The organism is Rhodocaloribacter sp. (assembly GCF_056451265.1).
Genome location: NZ_JBWOPL010000035.1, coordinates 263068 through 282180, shown reverse-complemented (window position 1 = coordinate 282180; position 19113 = coordinate 263068). Strand labels below are relative to the sequence as shown.

Annotated in this window: 14 protein-coding genes; 7 read left to right on the top strand and 7 right to left on the bottom strand. The window is 66.4% G+C overall.

The features are described from left to right. Positions 1-93: 93 nt before the first annotated feature. Positions 94-675, bottom strand: coding sequence for a peroxiredoxin family protein (locus tag AC1HIY_RS06070; RefSeq protein WP_479575818.1), 582 nt, complete (start codon positions 673-675; stop codon positions 94-96). Further along, the gene (ytxJ, locus tag AC1HIY_RS06065; RefSeq protein ID WP_479575817.1) at positions 672-1094 is read right to left on the bottom strand and encodes a bacillithiol system redox-active protein YtxJ; all 423 of its coding nucleotides are present in this window, start codon (positions 1092-1094) and stop codon (positions 672-674) included. The genes AC1HIY_RS06070 and ytxJ overlap by 4 nt, the downstream gene beginning before the upstream one ends. A gap of 202 nt (positions 1095-1296) precedes the next feature. Here ytxJ and AC1HIY_RS06060 point away from each other — a divergent pair, with 202 nt between their 5' ends. Further along, a complete protein-coding gene (locus AC1HIY_RS06060) occupies positions 1297-3081 on the top strand; it encodes a M3 family oligoendopeptidase (RefSeq protein WP_479575816.1) in 1785 nt (594 codons plus the stop codon). 9 nt (positions 3082-3090) lie between these two features. Here the strand turns inward: AC1HIY_RS06060 and AC1HIY_RS06055 are convergent, their stop codons facing one another. Next, positions 3091-4314 carry a DUF819 family protein gene (locus AC1HIY_RS06055; protein ID WP_479575815.1) on the bottom strand — a complete coding sequence of 408 codons (1224 nt, stop codon included), beginning with the start codon at positions 4312-4314 and terminating at the stop codon, positions 3091-3093. A 152-nt stretch (positions 4315-4466) separates the two neighbouring features. Between AC1HIY_RS06055 and AC1HIY_RS06050 the strand changes: the two genes are divergently transcribed. After that, a complete protein-coding gene (locus AC1HIY_RS06050) occupies positions 4467-5249 on the top strand; it encodes a hypothetical protein (protein ID WP_479575814.1) in 783 nt (260 codons plus the stop codon). Positions 5250-5259: 10 nt separating this feature from the next. Here the strand turns inward: AC1HIY_RS06050 and AC1HIY_RS06045 are convergent, their stop codons facing one another. Beyond that, the gene (locus AC1HIY_RS06045) at positions 5260-6390 is read right to left on the bottom strand and encodes a M24 family metallopeptidase (RefSeq protein WP_479575813.1); all 1131 of its coding nucleotides are present in this window, start codon (positions 6388-6390) and stop codon (positions 5260-5262) included. Positions 6391-6612: 222 nt separating this feature from the next. Between AC1HIY_RS06045 and AC1HIY_RS06040 the strand changes: the two genes are divergently transcribed. Continuing rightward, the gene (locus tag AC1HIY_RS06040) at positions 6613-7701 is read left to right on the top strand and encodes a glycosylasparaginase (protein ID WP_479575812.1); all 1089 of its coding nucleotides are present in this window, start codon (positions 6613-6615) and stop codon (positions 7699-7701) included. Here the strand turns inward: AC1HIY_RS06040 and AC1HIY_RS06035 are convergent, their stop codons facing one another. Continuing rightward, a complete protein-coding gene (locus AC1HIY_RS06035) occupies positions 7702-9471 on the bottom strand; it encodes a hypothetical protein (RefSeq protein ID WP_479575811.1) in 1770 nt (589 codons plus the stop codon). Positions 9472-9484: 13 nt separating this feature from the next. Here AC1HIY_RS06035 and AC1HIY_RS06030 point away from each other — a divergent pair, with 13 nt between their 5' ends. Beyond that, positions 9485-10810, top strand: a complete 1326-nt coding sequence (locus AC1HIY_RS06030) for a glycerate kinase type-2 family protein (protein WP_479575810.1) — start codon at positions 9485-9487, stop codon at positions 10808-10810. Positions 10811-10910: 100 nt separating this feature from the next. Then, complete coding sequence (locus AC1HIY_RS06025; protein ID WP_479575809.1) at positions 10911-13484, top strand: M14 family zinc carboxypeptidase; 2574 nt, start codon at positions 10911-10913, stop codon at positions 13482-13484. A 29-nt stretch (positions 13485-13513) separates the two neighbouring features. On the opposite strand, the gene AC1HIY_RS06020 is transcribed toward AC1HIY_RS06025, so the two are convergent. Next, positions 13514-14446 (bottom strand): hypothetical protein, encoded by a 933-nt coding sequence (locus tag AC1HIY_RS06020; protein ID WP_479575808.1) that lies wholly within the window; start codon positions 14444-14446, stop codon positions 13514-13516. Positions 14447-14566: 120 nt separating this feature from the next. Further along, a complete protein-coding gene (locus AC1HIY_RS06015; protein WP_479575807.1) occupies positions 14567-15472 on the bottom strand; it encodes a PIG-L family deacetylase in 906 nt (301 codons plus the stop codon). Positions 15473-15843: 371 nt separating this feature from the next. On the opposite strand from AC1HIY_RS06015, the gene AC1HIY_RS06010 reads away from it, so the two are divergent. Together AC1HIY_RS06010 and ligA are read left to right on the top strand one after the other, a co-directional pair. Then, on the top strand, positions 15844-16980 hold the full coding sequence (locus tag AC1HIY_RS06010) for a helix-turn-helix domain-containing protein (protein ID WP_479575806.1): 1137 nt from the start codon (positions 15844-15846) through the stop codon (positions 16978-16980). Beyond that, the gene (gene ligA, locus AC1HIY_RS06005) at positions 16977-19085 is read left to right on the top strand and encodes an NAD-dependent DNA ligase LigA (protein WP_479575805.1); all 2109 of its coding nucleotides are present in this window, start codon (positions 16977-16979) and stop codon (positions 19083-19085) included. Before AC1HIY_RS06010 ends, ligA begins: the two co-directional genes overlap by 4 nt. The last annotated feature ends 28 nt before the right edge of the window (positions 19086-19113 follow it).

Sequence of the window (19113 nt, the reverse complement as noted above, 5' to 3'; positions counted from 1 at the left end):
GAACGAAAAAAGCGGGACGGCCTTTTCGGCGGTCCCGCTTTCTTTTGAAGGGAAGTCGTGCGCATACCGGAGGACGCACAAAGACGGACGCCCTCATCCGGAGGTCGTTTCCGTAAAGGGCTCTTCCAGCATCTCCTCGATCACCGGACGCATCTCTCGGGTGGGAAAGATGCCGATGAAGCGCTGCTGGATTTTTCCGTTTTTGTCCAGCACGTACGTCGTCGGCAGGCCGAAGACGCCGCCGAACTCTTCCGCCACGGTTCCATCGTCGACGACGAGCGGATAGGACACCTTATATTCCCGGGCAAACGGCTCGACGACCTCGAAGCCTTCCTCGTCGAGTGAGATGCCGACGACCATGAAGCCTTTGTCGTGAAGCTCATCGTACATCTTCACGAGTTCCGGCGTCTCGATGACGCATGGTCCACACCACGTCGCCCAGAAATTGATCAGCACCACGTTCCCCCGGTGATCGGACAGACGGAAGTCCTTGCCGTCGAGGGTCTTGAGCACGAAGTCGGGCGCGGCTTTCCCGAGGTAAGCGGGCGAGGCCGTCTCGACCGTTTCGCCGCCGGCGGCATCGGGCGTCTCGGCATTCTTTGCGCCGCAACCGGCTATGAAGAGGCCGGCCACGAAAAGGACGGCGAGGGAGCGGGAGGTTTGCATGGTCGTCATGAGTCTGTTGTAGGCTGAGTCTTCCGCGCCTCCCGGAGCACCCTTCGGAGCCGATCCGTAGTGATGTTTCCGTGCGACGTGTTGAAAACGGGACGCTCCCGGTAGAGGACGATCGCCTGGGGCGACTGATGCCGGATGCCGAACAGCTCGGCAATGCGATTGGAGAGCGGGCGCGACTGCTGAACGACGAGTTCGTATATCGCGGGTTCGTCTTCTTCAGACAGGTGCACCATCTGTCGCCGCGCCATGAAACTGACGCCGCAGATGGCGCTGTGCTTGAAAAGTACGACCGGCTCGTCTCGTGATTGCGCGAGGGCTTCCTGAAGGGCTTCCTCCGTCGCGAGGCTTTTGAAGGGGGAGGGGGTCTTCCTATTTTTGAAGACGCTCGTCATCGTTTTTCGTAGGAAGGCGATAGGCATAGGCAGACCGTAATACCGGAATGAGAAATGAAGGTTCGGAAAGGGGGCAAGAAAAGGGGTCAAGAAAATATGTAATCGGACGGGCGGCGACAACAAATGCCGCGACGGTTGGTTTCAGTACCGACGTTTTCGTTTCACCCGTGTGAGCGGGGGCGCCATTACCTGAAAAAGAACGGATCATGGAAGGACAATGGAAGCGACTATGACTGGGGCCGAGACGGTTCATTGGGACCTGACGGATCTGTATGCCGATCACGAAGCGCTGGAGCGCGACCTGACGCTGGCCGCCGAGCGGGCCGATGATTTCGAAGCGACCTATCGGGGGAAAGTGGCCTCGCTCGACGCGATGGGGTTGGCGCTCGCCCTCGAAGCCTATGAGGAAATCCACGACCGGCTCGGGCGGGCCTTCACGTATGTTTACCTCTGGTGGTCCACCGATACGGGCGACCCCCGGAGGGGCGCTCTGCTCCAGAAGGTGCGGGAGACGTATACCGAGATCTCGCAGAAGCTCATCTTCTTCCGCCTCGAATGGACCGCGCTCGAGGACGACCGCGCGTCGGCGTTGCTCGAAGACCCGGCCCTCGCTCGCTACCGGCATTACCTCGAGCTCGAACGACTGCACAAGCCGCACCTCCTCAGTGAGCCGGAGGAGAAGATCATGGCCGAGAAGAGCGTCACCGGACGAAGCGCGTGGAACCGGTACTTCGATGAGACGCTCGGTGCGATGCGCTTCATGCTCGACGGCGAGTCGATGACCCAGCAGCAGATCCTCGCGAAGCTCTACGAGCCGGACCGCGACCTTCGCCGCCGCGCCGCGCTCGCCTTCACCGAGGGCCTCGAAGCCCAACTCCGCACGCTCACCTTTGTCTTCAACACCATCCTCGCCGACAAGGCGACCGACGACCGGCTGCGCGGCTATCCGCACTGGCTGGCAAGTCGAAACCTCGAAAACGAGGTCGACGACGAGACCGTGGAGGCGCTCATCGGGGCGGTCACCTCGCGCTTCGACCTCGTGGAGCGGTTCTATACGCTCAAGCGCCTCCTGCTCGGTCTGGACGAAATGTACGATTACGACCGGTATGCGCCCGTGGGCGAAGCCGACACCCGCTATGCCTGGGACGATGCGCGGGAGCTCGTGACGGAGGCGTACCGCGATTTCCACCCGCGCCTCGGCGAGATCGTGCGCGACTTCTTCGAGCGGCGGTGGATCGACGCCGCGCTCGCTCCGAACAAACGGGGCGGAGCCTTCAGCCACGGCGCGGTGCCCAGTGCGCACCCGTACATCCTGTTGAACTATACCGGCAAGATCCGCGACGTGCAGACCCTGGCGCACGAACTCGGACACGGCGTGCATCAGTACCTCTCCCGTCGCCAGGGCGTCCTGCAGGCGGACACGCCGCTCACCACCGCCGAGACCGCCTCGGTCTTCGGCGAGATGCTGGTCTTTCAGCGTCTCATGAAAGCCGAGACGGACCCGAAAAACCGGCTCGCCATGCTTGTGAGCAAGATCGACGACACCATCGCGACGGTCTTCCGGCAGGTGGCGATGAACCGCTTCGAGGATCGCATCCACCACGCGCGACGGAGCGTGGGCGAACTGACGGCGGACGATTTCGGCGAAGCATGGATCGAGACTCAGAGCGCCATGTTCCGGGGCAGCGTCACGCTCGGCGATCATTATCAACGATGGTGGAGCTACATCCCGCATTTCCTCCACACGCCGGGCTATGTGTACGCCTATGCCTTCGGGGAACTGCTCGTGCTCGCGCTCTATGCCCGCTATCGGGAAGAAGGGGAGGCGTTCGCCGAAAAATACATCGGCCTGCTCGAAGCCGGCGGCTCGGACTGGCCGCACAGGCTCGTCGAAAAGCTGGGGGTGGACCTGACGGACCTCGGTTTCTGGCATCAGGGGCTCACGGCCATCGAGTCGCTGATCCTCGAAGCGGAGAACCTGGCCGCCTCGGTCGCGAACGGCCGGTCCTCGTGATACGAGGCGTCAGAGCGTGCTGAGGAACCGGAGGATCTCGGCGCACCCGAGCGCGGCATAGATGCCGAGGATGTAGCCCGCCACGGCCATGAGCAGCCCCACCGGCGCCATCGCCGGAAGGTAGACTTCCGCCACGATGGGCGCGCTGGCCGCACCGCCGACGTTGGCCATGCTGCCGGTCGCCACGAAGAACATGGGCGCGCGGAGGAGCTTGGCGGCCAGGATCAGGATGGCAATGTGGATCGAGATCCAGACCACCCCCGTGAGCAGATACAACGGCGCATCGACGACGGCTCCGAGGTTCGCGCGGGCTCCGATGGAAGCGAGCAACAGGTACAGGGCATAATAGCCGATGCGCGAGGCGCCGGGCGCTTCGAGCTTGCGAAGCCGGGTGAACGAGAGGAGCAGTCCGAGCGTGACCACGATGAGGATGGCCCACGTGGTGCCGCTGATGAGCGACGGCGCTTCGGCCGAGAGGCGGATGGCCGGGACGGCGGCTCCGGCGAGGCGGCTGAGCACCGTCGCCGCCATGCCGAGACCGACGATCACCGCGAGGTCGTTGATGCCGAGCGGGGTGCGCGTGGTGTCGAGCGCCTGGAGTTTCCGGTGCAGTTCGTCCACGAATCGGGTGTCCGCGCCGACCCAGCGGTTGAATCGGTCCCGGAACGCGCTCAGAAAAATGAGCACCCCCATCCATCCGTAGCCGACCACGGTGTCCACCACGATGATCGGCCCGAGATCGACGGTGGTCGGGACGAGCGAGGTCGACTCGACGTGTTGTTGAATGGCGACCATGTTCGCCGTGCCGCCGATCCAGCTCCCCGAGAGCGCCGCCAGCCCTTCCCATGCGTTTTCGGGCAAAAACCCTTTGAATATAAAGTACGCCACCGGTCCGCCAATGACGATGCCCAGCGTGCCGGCCAGCATCATCAGGAGCGCCGTTTTGCCCAGCCGAAGGATCGCTTGCAGGTCCACGGTCATCATCAGCAGAAAAAGGGAGAACGGCAGCAGATACCGGGACATCCACGTGTAGACCGGGTTGGCATCGGGCAAAATACCGAAGGTCGTGGCGAACATCGGGAGGAAATACGCCCAGATGACGGGCGGGAGGTAGTTGAAGAACTTCTGGAGAGCCGGGAGGGTGCTGAGCCGGAAGATGAGCCCGATGAGTGCGGCGAGAAAAGCGAAGAGCGCCGTCGGGTCGGTGACAGGAAAGAGGGCGGCGAAAACCATAGGGCGGGACGGTGGAGAGGTGAAAGGCGCGCGATCCGGGGGAAAATGCGGTGTGGAAGGTTAGGTCGCAAGGGCCACCGGGGCGATTTCCCTGTCGGCGTCGTATCTTCCCGGCTTCATCTTCCCCTGCACCGACGCGCCGAGACGCCGCCATGCCGACCGAACCCCATCTGCTCCATCTCCTTCCCCTGCTCGTGCTTGCGCCGCTGCTCGCGCGATGCGGCGGTCCTCCCTCGCTCACGGAACACCACCGGTCGGTGAGGCTCGGAGCGGATTCGGTGGCCGTGGTGACGCACCGGGCGGAACGTGCCGGTCCGACGTACATCAACGTCCACGACGACGAGAACACGTCCGTGCAGGCAGGCCTCGACGTCATCCGGCGGCGCGGCGGGCGCGTCATCGAACTCCAGCACGCCGATCGCCGAAACATCATCTTTACCCTCGACGGGACGACGTACGAGTTCGACCCGAACCGGATGTTCACCGACGCGGGGGCGGAGGCGTCGCTCCGGCGGTACGGCCCTTACAGCGAGGCGGCGTTCGCCGTGGTTCGCCGCTTCGCCGATGATCTCATCGAGGATTATGATCTCGCCGCGCTCTCCGTCGTGGTGACGCTGCACAACAATACCGAGGGGGACTATTCGGCGAAGAGCTATGCGGAGGGGGGCGCGTATGAGGCGGACGCCGCCGACGTGTTCATCGTCGAGGGAAGCGACCCGGACGACTTCTTCTTCGTGACGGACCGCACCTTCTTCGAAAAGCTGAAAAAGGGCGGTTTCAACGTGGTGCTTCAGGACAACGCCCGCGCCACGGACGACGGCTCGCTCTCGGTCTTTTGCGGAAAACACGGGATCCCATACGTCAACGTGGAGGCCCAGCGCGGCCATCTCGAAGCGCAGATCCGCATGCTCGACTTCCTGGCGGGACTGCTCTGACCGGCGCGCTTCAGCCGAGCGGAAGGAGGCCGCGCGGGAGGTCGCTCAGACGCTCGGCCCCGTCCGCGGTGATCACCACGTCATCCTCGATGCGGACGCCGCCGCGTCCCGGAAGGTAGATGCCGGGCTCGATGGTGAACGTCATCCCGACGTCGAGGAGCCGCTCGTTGTCGCCCCGGATGTACGGTTCCTCGTGGACCTCCATGCCAAGCCCGTGACCCGTGCGGTGGACGAAGTATTCGCCGTATCCGGCATCTTCGATCACTTTCCGCGCGACGTCGTCCACGACGCCGGCCGGTACGCCGGGCCCTGCGGCTTCGAAGCCGGCCTGGTTTGCTCGCCGCACGATTTCCGCGATCTTCGCCAGTTCCGGATCGACGCCGCCCATGCGGAACGTGCGCGTCAGGTCGGAGAAATAGCCGCGCTCGTTCGCGCCCCAGTCGAAGAGCACGAGGTCGCCCATCTGGAGGGCGTAGTCGGTCGGGACGGCGTGCGGGTTGGCGCTGTTGGCCCCGAAGGCGATGATCGGTTGGAAGGGCAACTCGCCGTCGCTGCCTTCCCGGAGCATGTGGAGGATCAACTCGGCGGCGATCTCGCGCTCGGTCACGCCCGGCCTGACGGCGGGGAGGGTGGCTTCGAGGGCTTTCTGTGCGATGACGACGGCCTTTCGCATGAGCGCGAGTTCCGCTTCGTCCTTCCGCATGCGGAGCGCGGCCACGGCGTCTTCCCCGGAGACGAACGCGGCCTTCGGAGCGGCCCCTTCGAGCAACCGCAGTTCGAGCACCCGAAGGCTGCGCGGCTCCACACCCACTTTTTTCCCCTCGATGCCGGCGGCTTCGGCGGCCTCCCGGAATGCCGGGCCCCACGTCGAGAGGTCCTCCGAATACGTGAAGGCTTTCGCCCGGAACGGCGCCCCTTCGAGCTTCTGTGCTTCGAGTTCGGGCAGCACGAGCGCCGGCGCCTTGCCGGGGGTGAAGATGCCGACCACCGGCCGCTCGCTGAGGTGAAAGTGAAGCCCGGTCAGATAGGTGAGGCTCGGGCTCGGATTGAGGACGAGCGCGTCGAGACCGGCCTCGGCGAGGGCGCCGGCGAGACGTTCGTGACGGGCCGTGAGCGGGGAAGCGGTTGCGGTATCGGACATGAGGGTCTCCGGCGAATGAGCAGAGTGGACGGGACAAGATAACGTCCGCGAGCGAGCATTTCGAGGGAAGCCACGGAGAATATTGGCGGCAGTGAGTCGTCAGCGCGGCGCGGGCCTTTTGCATTCCTCCGCCTCATGCCCGTACCTTGCGTGTCGGCGCTTTCGCGGAGGGGCGTCCTCACGTTTCCGTCAACCCATATGAGCGACCGAGGAGGTGGCGAAATGACCCCGAACCAATCTTCATCCCGACGTGATTTTCTAAAAAAAGGAGCGCTCGCCGGTGTGGCGGCCGCCTTCGTGCCCGGCGCCCGCGTGGTGGGGGAAGCGGCGGCCCGCGCCCCACGGAAAGTCTTCGCCGGGCCGATAGCCATCTCGAGCCGAAACGGGACGCGCGCGGTGGAAAAGGCCGTCGAGGTGTTGCGTTCGGGCGCCGACGCGCTCGACGCGGTCATCGCCGGGGTGAACATCGTGGAAGGCGACCCGGAGGACGTGACGGTCGGCTATGGCGGGCTGCCGAACGAGAACGGCGTCGTTCAGCTCGACTCCGCCGTCATGCACGGGCCGACGGGCCGCGCCGGAGCCGTCGGCGCGCTCGAAGGGGTGAAATATCCTTCGAAGGTGGCGCGCATGGTGCTCGAACGCACCGACCACGTGCTCCTCGTCGGTAAAGGCGCACAGGACTTCGCCCGCATGCACGGTTTCCCCATCGAGAACCTCCTCACCGACAAGGCGCGGGAGATGTGGGTCCGGTGGAAAGAGACGCTCTCGAACAGGGACGATTACCTCCCGCCGCACAAGCCGACGGACCGGGACATCGGCGCGAACCTCGAAGAAATCGAGCGGCACTGGGGGACGATCCACTGCTCGGCCATCGACCTCTCGGGCAACATCAGTTGCGTCACCACCACGAGCGGGCTCTCGTTCAAGATCCCCGGGCGCGTGGGCGACTCGCCGATCATTGGCGCGGGGCTGTACGTGGACAACGAAGTCGGCGCGGCGGGCTCGACGGGTCGCGGCGAAGCGAACCTGGAAAACCTGTGCAGCTTCCTCATCGTCGAGCGGATGCGCATGGGCGACAGCCCCGAGCAAGCCTGCCTGTATACGTGTCAACGCATCGTCGATCACACGCGGCTCGCCTACCTGCTCGACGACCAGGGACGCCCGAAATTCAACGTGAAATTTTACGCGCTCAACAAGGCGGGCGAGGTCGGCGGCGCGGAGATCTGGGGCGGCGACAACACGTTCGCCGTCGCCGACGCGGAGGGCAGCCGCCTGGCGCCGCTGGCTTATCTGTACAAGCGCGAAAGGTAGTCACCGGAGGGTTTTGCGGGCGAGGCGGGAGACGATGCGCCCGCCGTCTCGGGCGAAGAGCAACGCGCCGGGAGAGAACCGGAGGAGCCCGTCGAGCACGAGCGTGCCTTCGACCACGACGCGCGCGCCCGCCTTGAGGTCGAGCAGGCCGCCGGGGGTAATGGTCACGCGCGCATTCGGGGAGACGACGACCGTCGCGCCGGGCTCGACGCGGAGCGCGCGCGCGAAGGCCAGCCGCGTGCCGAGCGTGAGCATGCTCCGGTTCGTGACGCGCATCGGACGGGTGAAGGTGAAGCCTTTCGTCTCGTCGCCGATCCATGAGTCGGCGCGTATGACGGGGCGCTCCCGGAAGTCCTCGACGAGGTCGAAAGCCATCTCGCCGCCGGGTGCGCCGGTGTACCGAACGTCGTCGAGGGCGCGCCAGTCGGGGCGAAAGCCGGGAGGGTAGCGGGTGAAGCCGCTCGTGTTCGGGCGGGTCCACGGGGTGAGTTGCCGCTTCGTGCCGGGGCCGAAGAGGTCGCCCTCATAGTCTGCATCGAAGATGGAGAGGTCGAGCGTGTCGTCGGCGGGGAGCACGTCGAAGCGCACGCCTTCTGCCATCGTCACGAGGAGGCCGGTGGTGCGGAGGAGCCCGAAGTCGTATTGCCCGGACGCGCCCCCGCGCCGGCGCCGGTCGAAGGGGCCGAGGCGCTGCCGGTTCGTGAGAAAGAGCGTCCGCCCGCGCGCGTCGTTCGTGAGGGGGATCTTGACGCACGCCGAGGTCGCGTAGAGGTCCGTCAGGCGGAGGCCGTCGCGCCCTTCGGTAGCCGTTTCACAGTCGATCCACCCGAGGAGGTCGCGTTCGAAGGCCGAGATCGTCTGATCGCCCCGGCAGTCGCGCCCGCCGCCCGCGCCGGCCATGAGCGCGTATCCGAGGGCGTCCGTGCCGCGCGGCGAGCGGTTGCTTCGGAGCGGCACGTCGTTCGAGACGATTGCCGGGACGTGGACGAAGAACCCCGCCCACAGGTCGTGCCCGATCTCATGGGCCATCATGCGGATGAGATAGTGGAACGGGAGCACGTTGCCCGGCGTCCGGTGGAGGACGTACGATCCGGACGTGTTCCAGTCCACTTCGACGCCGTCATAGACGGGCCGCTCGCGGGGTGGGCCATGCGGAGGACCGGGGCCGCATCGGGCATCGAGGCACGAGACGCCCGTCCATGCGAAGGTCTTGTCGTCGCGCTTCGAGTCGCCTCTCAGGATGACGAAGAGGTGGTCGAGACGCCCGTCGGCGTTGTGGTCGTACGGGGCGAAGTCGAAGCCTGCGCGGTCGAGACGGTCGAGGATCTCCCGCGTGAGATCGCCATAGCCGCCGTTCGGGCGGTGATAATGTGCTTCCGGATGGCGGCTGACCATGACCGAGTCGAGGACGTCGCCGAAGAGGAGGAAGCGACCGTTCGACTGGGTGAAAAAGTATGCGGTGAGCGAGCTGTCGGGGAAGGGGGGCTCGGGTGATCGGGCCAGGAGGCGGCGGGCGAAGGCGGGCAGTCGTTCGGGGGCGCCGGTGACGGGCCAATCGCGGGCGTTGAGCGAGGGGTCGCCGGGGAAACGGTCGTCGCGGAAGCGGGCGAAGACGACGAGCGCGCGGAGCGTGTCGGTGTACGCCGAACGGGCAGGCCGGGCGCGCAGCGGCGCGGGGCGGAGGACGACCAGGAGCAGGAGGAGGCCGCACGCAGTGGCTGTCCTCGTCGGTGCGAAAGGCTTATTTTCCGTGCGTCCCCCTTTTCTCATCTCGGAAACCCTCATGATGACCACCGTGCACGACGTCCGTGCCCTATACCACGCCGCGCTTCGCGGGGTTCGCCCCGGCGCGCTTCTCGACCGGCTCGACTTCGAGCGGATGCTCGGTCCCCCCGGCGCGTTCCGGCGGATCGTGGTGGTGGGGGCGGGCAAGGCGGCGATGGCGATGGCGGGCGCGATTGAAGCCAGGCTCGGCGACGCGCTCACGGAAGGGCTCGTCGTCGTCCCGCACGGTTATCCGGAGACGTTTCCCCGGGGCCTTCCGCGCCCCCGGCGGATCGAGGTGGCGGAGGGCGGCCACCCGCTTCCCGACGCTTCGGGGGTGGCCGCGACGCGGCGGACGCTCGCGCTCGCCGAAGGCTGCGGTCCCGACGACGCGCTCATCGCTCTGCTCTCCGGCGGCGGCTCGGCGTTGTGGTCCGCTTTCGCCGAAGGGATCCCCCTCGGCGACGCCCGGGCGCTCTACCGGCTTCTCCTCCGGAGCGGCGCGGACATCGGCCGGATGAACACCGTGCGCAAGCACCTCTCCCGCATCGCGGGGGGACGCCTGGCGGAGGCGGCCTATCCGGCGACCGTGTTCGCTCCCGCGCTCTCGGACGTCGTCGGGGACGACCTCTCCGTCATTGCGAGCGGCCCCACCGTCCCCGACCGAACGACGTTCCGCGACGCCGTGCTCGTCCTTCAACAGTTCGACCTGTGGGAGAAGGCGTCGGCCTCGGTGCGCAGGCATCTGCGTCGGGGACGCGAAGATCCGTCGATGGAGACGCCGAAGCCCGGCCGGCCCGCCTTCGAGCGGGCGCTGACCGTTTTGATCGGGAGCAACCGGGACGCGCTTCGGGCGGCGGCGGCCGAAGCCGGGCGCCGCGGGTATACCGTCCGCATCGTCTCGGATCGCGTCACCGGCGAGGCGCGCGAGGTGGGGCGGCGGCAGGCCGAGTCGGCGCTTGCCGTGCGCGACGCGCCTCCGGTGTGTCTGCTCTGGGGCGGGGAGACTACCGTCACCGTGCGGGGGCAGGGGAAGGGGGGGCGCAATCAGGAGCTGGCGCTCGCGGCGGCCCTCGCGCTCGAAGGCGCGTCGCGTCCCGTCGCCTTCCTCAGCGGCGGCACCGACGGCCGCGACGGCCCGACCGACGCCGCGGGCGCGTGGGTGACGAACGACACCGCGTCCGCCGCCCGCAGGCGCGGCCTCGACCCCGAAGCGTTCCTCGAAAACAACGACGCCCATACCTTCTTCGAGCGCATGGGCGCCCTGCTCAAGCCCGGCCCGACCCACACGAACGTGATGGACGTGCAGGTCGCGCTCGTCGGCGGAGTGTGGGAAGCGGGCTGATCTCGTCTGCCGCGCCGAGAAAATTTCCGGGTGTGGTGATCCGTCGCCGTCGCTTTTGTATACTTCCGCGAGTTTCTTTTCACCCGCTATGTGCCGATCTATGCGTTCTCCCCTGAGCTTGTGCGCCGTCCTTTTCGTCGCCGGACTGCTTTTTGCCGCCCCGCCCGCGCTTCATGCGCAGATGTTGCCGTTCCCGTTGCCCGCGCCCACGCCGGGTGTGACGGGCTACGACCCCGCGATCCCGAAGCCGGAGGACGTGATCGGGCACCGGATCGGGACGAAGCACACCGAGCCGCATCAGGTGATCGCATACTTTCGGGCGGTGGCGGCGGTGAGCGACCGGGTGACGCTCGAAGAGCATGCCCGTACGTATGAGGGGCGTCCGCTCATCCACGCGTTCGTCACCTCCCCGGCCAATCAGGAACGACTCGAAGACCTCCGCCGGGCCAACCTGCGGCTCTCCGAAGCGCCGGAGTCGGTCCGCGACGACGACCTCCGGGAGATGCCGGCGGTGATCTATCAGGGGTACAGCATCCACGGCAACGAGGCGAGCGGGACCGAGGCCGCCGTGCTCTATCTGTATCACCTCGCCGCCGGGCGAGGCCCCGCCGTCGAGGACGCCCTCGACCACGTCGTGGTCATCCTCGACCCGATGTTCAACCCCGACGGGCGCAACCGCTTCACGACGTGGGTCAATCAGAATCGGGGCGCGGTGGCGACGGCCGACCCGCAGGACCGGGAGCACAACGAACCCTGGCCCGGCGGGCGCACGAACCACTACTGGTTCGATCTCAACCGTGACTGGCTCCCGGCGCAGCATCCGGAATCGCAGGGGCGGCTGGCCGTGTTCCATCACTGGCGGCCGCAGGTCCTGACCGATCATCACGAGATGGGCGGCAACGCCACGTACTTCTTCCAGCCCGGCATTCCGAGCCGAACCAATCCGAACACGCCTGCCCGGAATCAGGAACTCACCGCCGAGATCGCCCGCTATCACGGGGAAGCGCTCGACCGGATCGGCTCGCTGTATTATTCCGAGGAGTCCTTCGACGACTTCTATTACGGCAAAGGCTCCACCTACCCGGACGTGAACGGCGCCATCGGCATCCTCTTCGAACAGGCGTCTTCACGGGCGCTCAAGCGCGAGGTCGTGGACGGCGTGCTCGACTATGCCTTCACCATCCGGAACCAGTTCATGACCTCGCTCTCGACGCTCAAGGCGGCGGTGAACATGCGCGAGCAACTGCTCCGGCATCAACGCGAATTTTATCGCGAAGCCCCGGAGGTAGCCAGGGGCAATCTGGTGAAGGCGTACGTCGTGAGCCGGTCGCCGGCCCGGACGCGGGCGGATGCCCTGGCGAAACTCCTGCTCCGGCATCGCATCCGGCTGTACGAGCTGGCGCGGGACGTGGAAGCCGAAGGCCGCACGTATCGGGCGGGCGAAGCGTACATCATCCCGATGGATCAGCCGCAGACCCGGCTCGTCAAGGCCGTCATGGAGCGCGTCCGGACGTTCGAGGACTCGCTCTTCTATGACGTCTCGGCCTGGACGCTTCCGCTCGCCTTCGACGTGGACTATGCCGAGGTCCGTCGCAAGCCGGGCAACCTGCTGGGCGTTCCGATCACCGAGGTCGAAGCCGGCGGCGGTCGGCTCGTCGGCGACACCTCGAACGTGGCGTATGTGATGCGGTGGAACCGGTACTATGCGCCGCGCGCGCTATATCGCTTCGAGGCGGCGGGCGCACACCCGCGCGTGATGACGGACGCCTTCACGGCGATGGTGGACGGTCAGCCGCAATCCTTCCCTGCCGGCTCCGTCATCATCCCGGCGGTGGAGCGAAGCGGGGCCGTCGCCGGGCTGCACGAGATCGTCGAGCGGGCCGTGGCCGAGGATGCCGTCGAGATCTTCGCCGTCGACGGCGGGTTGACGCCCGTGGGACCGGACCTCGGCGGGCCGGGCGGGCGCGTGCTCGATGCTCCGGACATCGCGCTCATCACCGGAACGGGCGCCTCCTCATACAATGCGGGCGAGGCCTGGCACCTGCTCACCGAGCGCTTTCGCATTCCCATCACCCTGCTCGACGCCGACCGCGTGGGCAGCTCCGACCTCGGGCGATACGACACGATTATCCTCGCGGGGGGTGCGTACGGGCCGCTTCCGGCGGAGAAGATCAAAGAGTGGGTGCGCGGCGGCGGGCGTCTGATCGCCCTCGCGAGCGCCGTAGACTGGGCCGTCCGCAACGACTTCGCCCGGCTTGAAAAGAAGCCCTTCGACCTCGACTCGCTCGTTCGCGACCTCCCGTACGACCAACTCTCCGACGCGCGCGGCGCGCAGGTCATCGGGGGGGCCATCTTCGAGGTGGCGTTCGACGTCACGCATCCGCTGGCATACGGGCTCGGCGAGACGCTGCCGGTCTTCCGCAGGGGCAACACGTTCTACGAGCCGTCCGAGGAGCCGGGCGCGAACGTGGGGGTCTATTCCTTCCGGGCCATCCTGAGCGGGTATATCTCCCGAGAGAAACTGGCCGCCGCGCCGGGCAGCGCCGCCGTGGTGGCCCGGCGCTTCGGACAAGGACGGGTGATCCTGCTCATGGACGACCCGAACTTCAGGGCCTTCTGGTACGGGAGCAACCGCCTCTTCCTCAACGCGATCTTCTTCGGCGGGGCGTTCTGAGCGTCACCCCTCGCCGTTTCGGGCGACGTCTACGGGTTCCACCGTTTCGGGTCGATGGGGTTGCCCACTCCCGGCGTGGGGGGCGGCGCGCCCGTCTGCTGCTTCTCGGCCTCCCGTTTGGCCGTGTCGGGGTTGGAGCGGAAGAATCGCGCGGCCAGTTCGGTGCGGAGCGTCGTCATCTCCTCGCGCATGCCGGCGATCACCTGCCGGGCCTGCAGATACCGGTGCGCGAGCGCCAGCGCCGCCGCCGCCGGCACGATGAGCCACAGCAGGAAAAGCCAGTAGGGCAGCAGGATGCCCGAGCCGTCGCCCTCCTCGACCGCAGCCTCCGGGGAGGGCTCCTCCGTGTTCGTCTGCTGAGTGTTCACCTGGTCCGCGGCATCGTCCTCCATGCGCCCGCGTGTGTTCGAGGGCATCCGCGCCGCGCGCGTCTCTTCGCTCGACGGGACCTCGCCGACGGTGTCCGCGGGTGATGCTTCGGCCGCGGGAGTCCCGCTGAAAAACAGCTGTTTGATGTCGCTCCTCGCCACCACGCCGGAGACGGGAGCAATCGACATGACCCCTTTCTCCACGACGTCGTACTTGAGGGCATCGCGGAGGGCGCTATAGCTCCAGTACAGGGTCCCGTCCGGCGTGAGGGCATAGAGGAAATAGCGCATCCGTGCGTCCGAAGATTTCGGGATGCTCAGCCGGGAGAATCCCGAATCCGCGAGGGTGTCGCGAAGGATGATGGTCGCGCCGCCACGCGGGTAGGTGATCTCTGAGAAGAACCGGGGCTGGATCACGGAATCCTGCGGGACGTCGACGGGCTGGCCAAGGACGACGATGGCGGTGCCTTCCGGAAGAAACTGACCCTGATATGCCAGCCGCAGGCGCACCTGGTTTTGCGCGAGGGCCGCCGGTGCAAGGAGAAGAAAGAACAGAGCGGGGAGATGCCGCGCGTGAAAAAAACGAGGGTGCATTACGCTGTGGGGATGGTAGACGGTGTCGGAAGGGATGGAAGGGGGAAAACGCACAAAGAATATCGGGGGCGGGTGCGGGCAAGGGCAAGGTAAGGATCGACGGTTAAGAAGCAAGCCCGTTCACCGGGACAGAGGTGTTCCGGGGTGGGGCGCCGCGCCAAGCTTCTCGAAAAGCGCGCGCGTACGGGCAACGGCATCCGGGGCGTCGAGGGCGAAGATCCAGAAATTTTCGAGGTCGCCCCGGTTCATCAACAACTGCATCGTCCCCTGCGATTTGTGTGCGGCGATGAGCCAGTTGACGATGATCTTGTAGTTGAGCCGACCGTTCGCTCCGAAAGAGGTGGTTCGGTCGAACGTGAAGGGCGGCGTGTCGGTGCGGATGCGCGTGAGGGGATGCCCCGGCAGCTCGGTGAAGGCGAGTGCGGACGTGTCCGTTTTGCTTGAAATGAAGCTCCCGAGCACGACCGGTCGTTCGGCGGGGGCCATCCCGGCGACGGCTTCGAGGGCCATGATCGTTGCGCCTTTGTGGTGGCCGTGGGTCTGCGGGATCGGCAGGTGGGTGATGACGAAATCATAGGAGCCTTGCTCGAGGATCTTGCTGAGACGTCGTTGCACGGCGTCCGTGTCCCAGACGTAGGCGAGCACGCTGTCCACGTTGAGCGTATACCGGTGGTCGAGCTCGTCGAGGAAGAAATAGTTGCGGATCCCGATGAGGCGCCCGCCTTCCATGAGCTCGCGCTTCCGGATCGCCGGGAGCGCCTTCCGCGCGACGGCCTCGTCGGTAAGCTCGAGGTGATAGATCGGCTCGGCGAGCGTGGCGTAGCGATAGCCGCCCGAGCCGTCGGTGACGAGCGCCAGGTCGACCGCCCCGCCGAGGGCGTGGGTGATCCGGTAGATCGAGGCGGCGAACATCGCCTCGTCGTCCGGATGGGCCGTGACGATGAGCGCGCGGACGGGGGCTTCAGGCTGGGCGGCGGCACGACCGGCACAGGCGAAAAGCGCGAGGAGCGCGGTCGAGAGAAGCATGGGAAAACGCATGGGAGAACAGGCGGTCAGGTCAGGGGTGCGGCTTTCGGGCGCATGGCCGCAATAAGATACGGGCAGAACGGTAATCGGAAAGGAATTTTTGGTACGAAAGCCGACCGTGCGGGTGCGGGAAGACAGGGGCACGGTCGGCGCATCGGAAGAAAATATGGAGAGCGGGGAAGGGGGATCATGGGTTCCGAGGCAGGGAGAGGGGCGTCGCCGGCGCCTGTTCCGTTTCGGTGGCCATGCCGCCGAAGCTCGGCTTTATCTCCGCAAGCTTTACGGAAATATTTTGTGGAACGAAGGTGTAGGATGTAACTTCCGCGCAGCCGCTGGTCCCACGTTCGATCACCCACCACCAGAAAAGGCGTATGAGTTTGGATGAGGCAAGCCTGGCCCCGGGAAGGCGTTTCGGCGCAGACCTCCGGAAAATCCGTGAGGAGAAGGGGGTCTCGGTCGAGGTCGTTCGGGAGTCTACGAAAGCGCCGAAGGGGCTGATCGAGCAGTTTGAGCAGACCGCTTTGCTCGACCACGAGATGTTCAACCGGGTCTATCTCCGGTCGTTCGTGCGGAGCTATGCGGAGGCGCTCGGCTTGCCCGTGGACGACGTGCTGGCCGCGCTGGAGGAGGTGTTCGAGGGGTCGTATGCGGGGCGGCTTGCGGCGACGTATCTCCGGGAAGAGGCTCCGGCGTCCCGCGAAGAAGAAGAACCTCCGGAAGCCGCCGCGTCCGAGCTCAAAAGCTCCGGGCCCGAAGGTCTGTCCGAGCCGGAAGCTTCCCTGTCCGAAGATATTTCCGAGCCGGAAGGCTCCGTGCCCGAAGAGGATGCCGCCCGCGAGGCGGTCGATGGGAAAACGGTGAGTCCGGAAGCAAAAGCGGTGTCCGGTGGGGAGGGGCCGGGGAGGGCGTCTTCTGAAGAAAAGCGGGCCGTGGAGGGTTCGCTTCGCCGGAGCGGTGCGGCGCGCGCGGTGCGCACGGGCCGGGGGCCGTATGCCCGGCGGGCCGGGGCGCTCAGGGGCGGGGCCGCGTTGGGCGGGGGAACGCCGTGGCGCATCGTCGTGGGGGCGGGGGTGATCCTCGTCGTCGTCATCGCCGTGCTCTGGTTCACCACCCGGCCTGCGCCCGCGCCGGTCGAAACGCCGCCGCCTGCGCCCGACACCACCGCCGTCGAGGCGCCGCCCGCACCCGCGCCCCTCGTCCTCGGCGACACGATGACGGTTTACGTCGTGGCCGAGCGCGGACCGCTCCTGCGCCTGCGGGTCAAGGTCGACGACGACCTCCGCCGTCCGTACTGGATTGAAGAGGGCGACTCGATGCGGTTCCGCCCGGTGGAACGGATCATCTTCCAGAACCCCCGCGCCGTGCGTCGCGCCCGCATCACCCTCGAAGGCTTCCCGTATCCCGTCTCGCCTCAGGATACGCTCGTCGTCATCACCCGCGCGGACGCCCGGGCTTTCCTCGACAGTCTCAGCCGGACCCTTCCGGCCTCCACCGAACCCCGTTTATGAATCTCATCCAGGCCACCCGGGAAGCGCTCGCCCGGATCGACGCTCTCTTCTTCGATCAGATGTCGAAGGAAGAAGCGGCGGCGTTTGCCCGGGAACTGCGCCGTCTGATCGAAGCGCACGATTACCGGTATTACGTGCTCGATGACCCGGTGATCTCGGACGTGGAGTTCGACCGGCTCTACCAGGCACTCGAGCGGATCGAGGCGCGTTTTCCTGAACTGGTCACCCCGGATTCACCGACGCAGCGGGTGGGCGGTGCGCCGCTCGACCGTTTCAAAAAGGTGCGGCACCCCATCCCGCTTCTCTCGCTCTCGAAGGCGTTTTCGTATGACGAGGTGCGGGCGTGGTACGAGCGGTGCCGACGCGGGCTGCAGGCGCACTACGGCAAGGACGTCAAGCCCGCGATCACGGCAGAGCTCAAGATCGACGGGTTGGCCGTGGCGCTCACGTACGAGGGCGGCGCGCTCGCCGTCGGAGCCACGCGCGGCGACGGGTTCGTGGGCGAGGACGTCACGGCGAACGTGCGGACGGTGCGCGCCATCCCGCTCCACATCCCCGTCCTCCCGGACGCCGTGAAGGAGACGCCGGAGCGCCTCGAGGTGCGCGGCGAGGTGTACATCAAAAAGAGCGACTTCGAAAAGCTCAACGACCGGCTTGCGAAGGCGGGAGAGAAAACGTTCGCCAACCCGAGGAACGCAGCCGCGGGAAGCCTCCGGCAACTCGATCCGCGCATTACGGCTTCGCGACCGCTGAGCTTCTTTGCCTACGGCGTAGGTCCGGTGACGGGCGAGACGCCCGGCGGTCAGTTCGAATTGCTCGAATGGCTCAAGAAATTCGGCTTTCCCGTCAACCCGAACGCCCGGCTGCTCCGCGACGTCGACGAGGCGATCGCGTTTTGCCGGCGGTGGACCGAGGAGCGGAACGCGCTCGATTACGAGATCGACGGCATCGCCCTCAAGATCGACAGCTTCGCGTATCAGGAGGTGCTCGGCTCGATTGCGAACGCGCCGCGATGGGCCGTCGCGTACAAGTTTCCCGCGCAGGAAGCCACGACCACGTTGCTCGACATCGTCGTCTCGGTCGGCCGTACGGGCGTCGTCAAGCCCGAGGCGGTGCTCGAGCCCGTCGAGATCGGCGGCGTGACGGTCTCTCGCGCGACGCTCCACAACGAGGACTACGTGCTCAGCCGCGACATCCGCATCGGCGACACGGTGGTGGTCAAGCGCGCCGGCGACGTGATCCCGCAAGTCGTCAAGCCGATCCCGGAGGCGCGTACGGGCAAGGAACGGAAGTGGCATATGCCGAAGCATTGTCCCTCGTGCGGCAATCCGCTCGAACGGCTCCCCGGCGAGGCCGACTATTACTGCGTCGCCTCCGACTGCCCCGCGCAGTTCATTCGTCTCGTGGAGCACTATGCGAGCCGCGACGCGATGGACATCGAAGGGCTCGGCTCGAAGCTCGCCGTCGCGCTCGTCGAAAAAGACAAGATTCACACGCTGGCCGACCTGTACACGCTCACGCTCCAGGATCTGCTCGGGCTTGATGGCTTTGCCGAGAAGCGGGCGCAGAACCTGCTCGCGGCCATCGAGGCGTCGAAGCATCGCACGCTCAGCCGCCTCCTCTTCGGGCTGGGCATCCGGCACGTCGGCAAGACGACCGCCGAGTTGCTCGTCGCCCATTTCGATTCGCTCGAAGCGCTCGCCGCCGCCGATCGAGAGACGCTCGAGACGATCGAAGGCATCGGGGAAAAGACGGCGCAGAGCGTGGTGGACTGGTTCAAGATCGAGGACAATCGCACCCTCGTCGAGCGATTGCGGGCCTCCGGGGTAAACACGAAGCGCCTGCCCGAGGAGCGGCCGCCGGAGCCCGAGGCGAGTCCGGTGGCGGGCAAGACGTTCGTCCTCACGGGCACGTTGCCCCACCTGACGCGCGAGGAGGCGCGCGAGCGCATCGTGCACGCAGGCGGGAAGGTGTCGAGCAGCGTGAGCAAAAAGACCGACTACGTGGTGGCGGGCGAAAACCCCGGCTCGAAGTACGCGAAAGCACGTGAACTCGGCATCGAGATCATCGACGAGAAACGGCTGCTCGAAATGCTCGAAGCCTGACGGAACGCTCCCCCGAGGCGCGGCCCGC

Excerpts from the sequence above, each read along its gene's own strand:
- AC1HIY_RS06070 (WP_479575818.1), bottom strand. The coding sequence starts at position 675 with ATGACGACCATGCAAACCTCCCGCTCCCTCGCCGTCCTTTTCGTGGCC.
- ytxJ (WP_479575817.1), bottom strand. The coding sequence starts at position 1,094 with ATGCCTATCGCCTTCCTACGAAAAACGATGACGAGCGTCTTCAAAAAT.
- AC1HIY_RS06060 (WP_479575816.1), top strand. The coding sequence starts at position 1,297 with ATGACTGGGGCCGAGACGGTTCATTGGGACCTGACGGATCTGTATGCC.
- AC1HIY_RS06055 (WP_479575815.1), bottom strand. The coding sequence starts at position 4,314 with ATGGTTTTCGCCGCCCTCTTTCCTGTCACCGACCCGACGGCGCTCTTC.
- AC1HIY_RS06050 (WP_479575814.1), top strand. The coding sequence starts at position 4,467 with ATGCCGACCGAACCCCATCTGCTCCATCTCCTTCCCCTGCTCGTGCTT.
- AC1HIY_RS06045 (WP_479575813.1), bottom strand. The coding sequence starts at position 6,390 with ATGTCCGATACCGCAACCGCTTCCCCGCTCACGGCCCGTCACGAACGT.
- AC1HIY_RS06040 (WP_479575812.1), top strand. The coding sequence starts at position 6,613 with ATGACCCCGAACCAATCTTCATCCCGACGTGATTTTCTAAAAAAAGGA.
- AC1HIY_RS06035 (WP_479575811.1), bottom strand. The coding sequence starts at position 9,471 with ATGAGAAAAGGGGGACGCACGGAAAATAAGCCTTTCGCACCGACGAGG.
- AC1HIY_RS06030 (WP_479575810.1), top strand. The coding sequence starts at position 9,485 with ATGATGACCACCGTGCACGACGTCCGTGCCCTATACCACGCCGCGCTT.
- AC1HIY_RS06025 (WP_479575809.1), top strand. The coding sequence starts at position 10,911 with ATGCGTTCTCCCCTGAGCTTGTGCGCCGTCCTTTTCGTCGCCGGACTG.
- AC1HIY_RS06020 (WP_479575808.1), bottom strand. The coding sequence starts at position 14,446 with ATGCACCCTCGTTTTTTTCACGCGCGGCATCTCCCCGCTCTGTTCTTT.
- AC1HIY_RS06015 (WP_479575807.1), bottom strand. The coding sequence starts at position 15,472 with ATGCTTCTCTCGACCGCGCTCCTCGCGCTTTTCGCCTGTGCCGGTCGT.
- AC1HIY_RS06010 (WP_479575806.1), top strand. The coding sequence starts at position 15,844 with ATGAGTTTGGATGAGGCAAGCCTGGCCCCGGGAAGGCGTTTCGGCGCA.
- ligA (WP_479575805.1), top strand. The coding sequence starts at position 16,977 with ATGAATCTCATCCAGGCCACCCGGGAAGCGCTCGCCCGGATCGACGCT.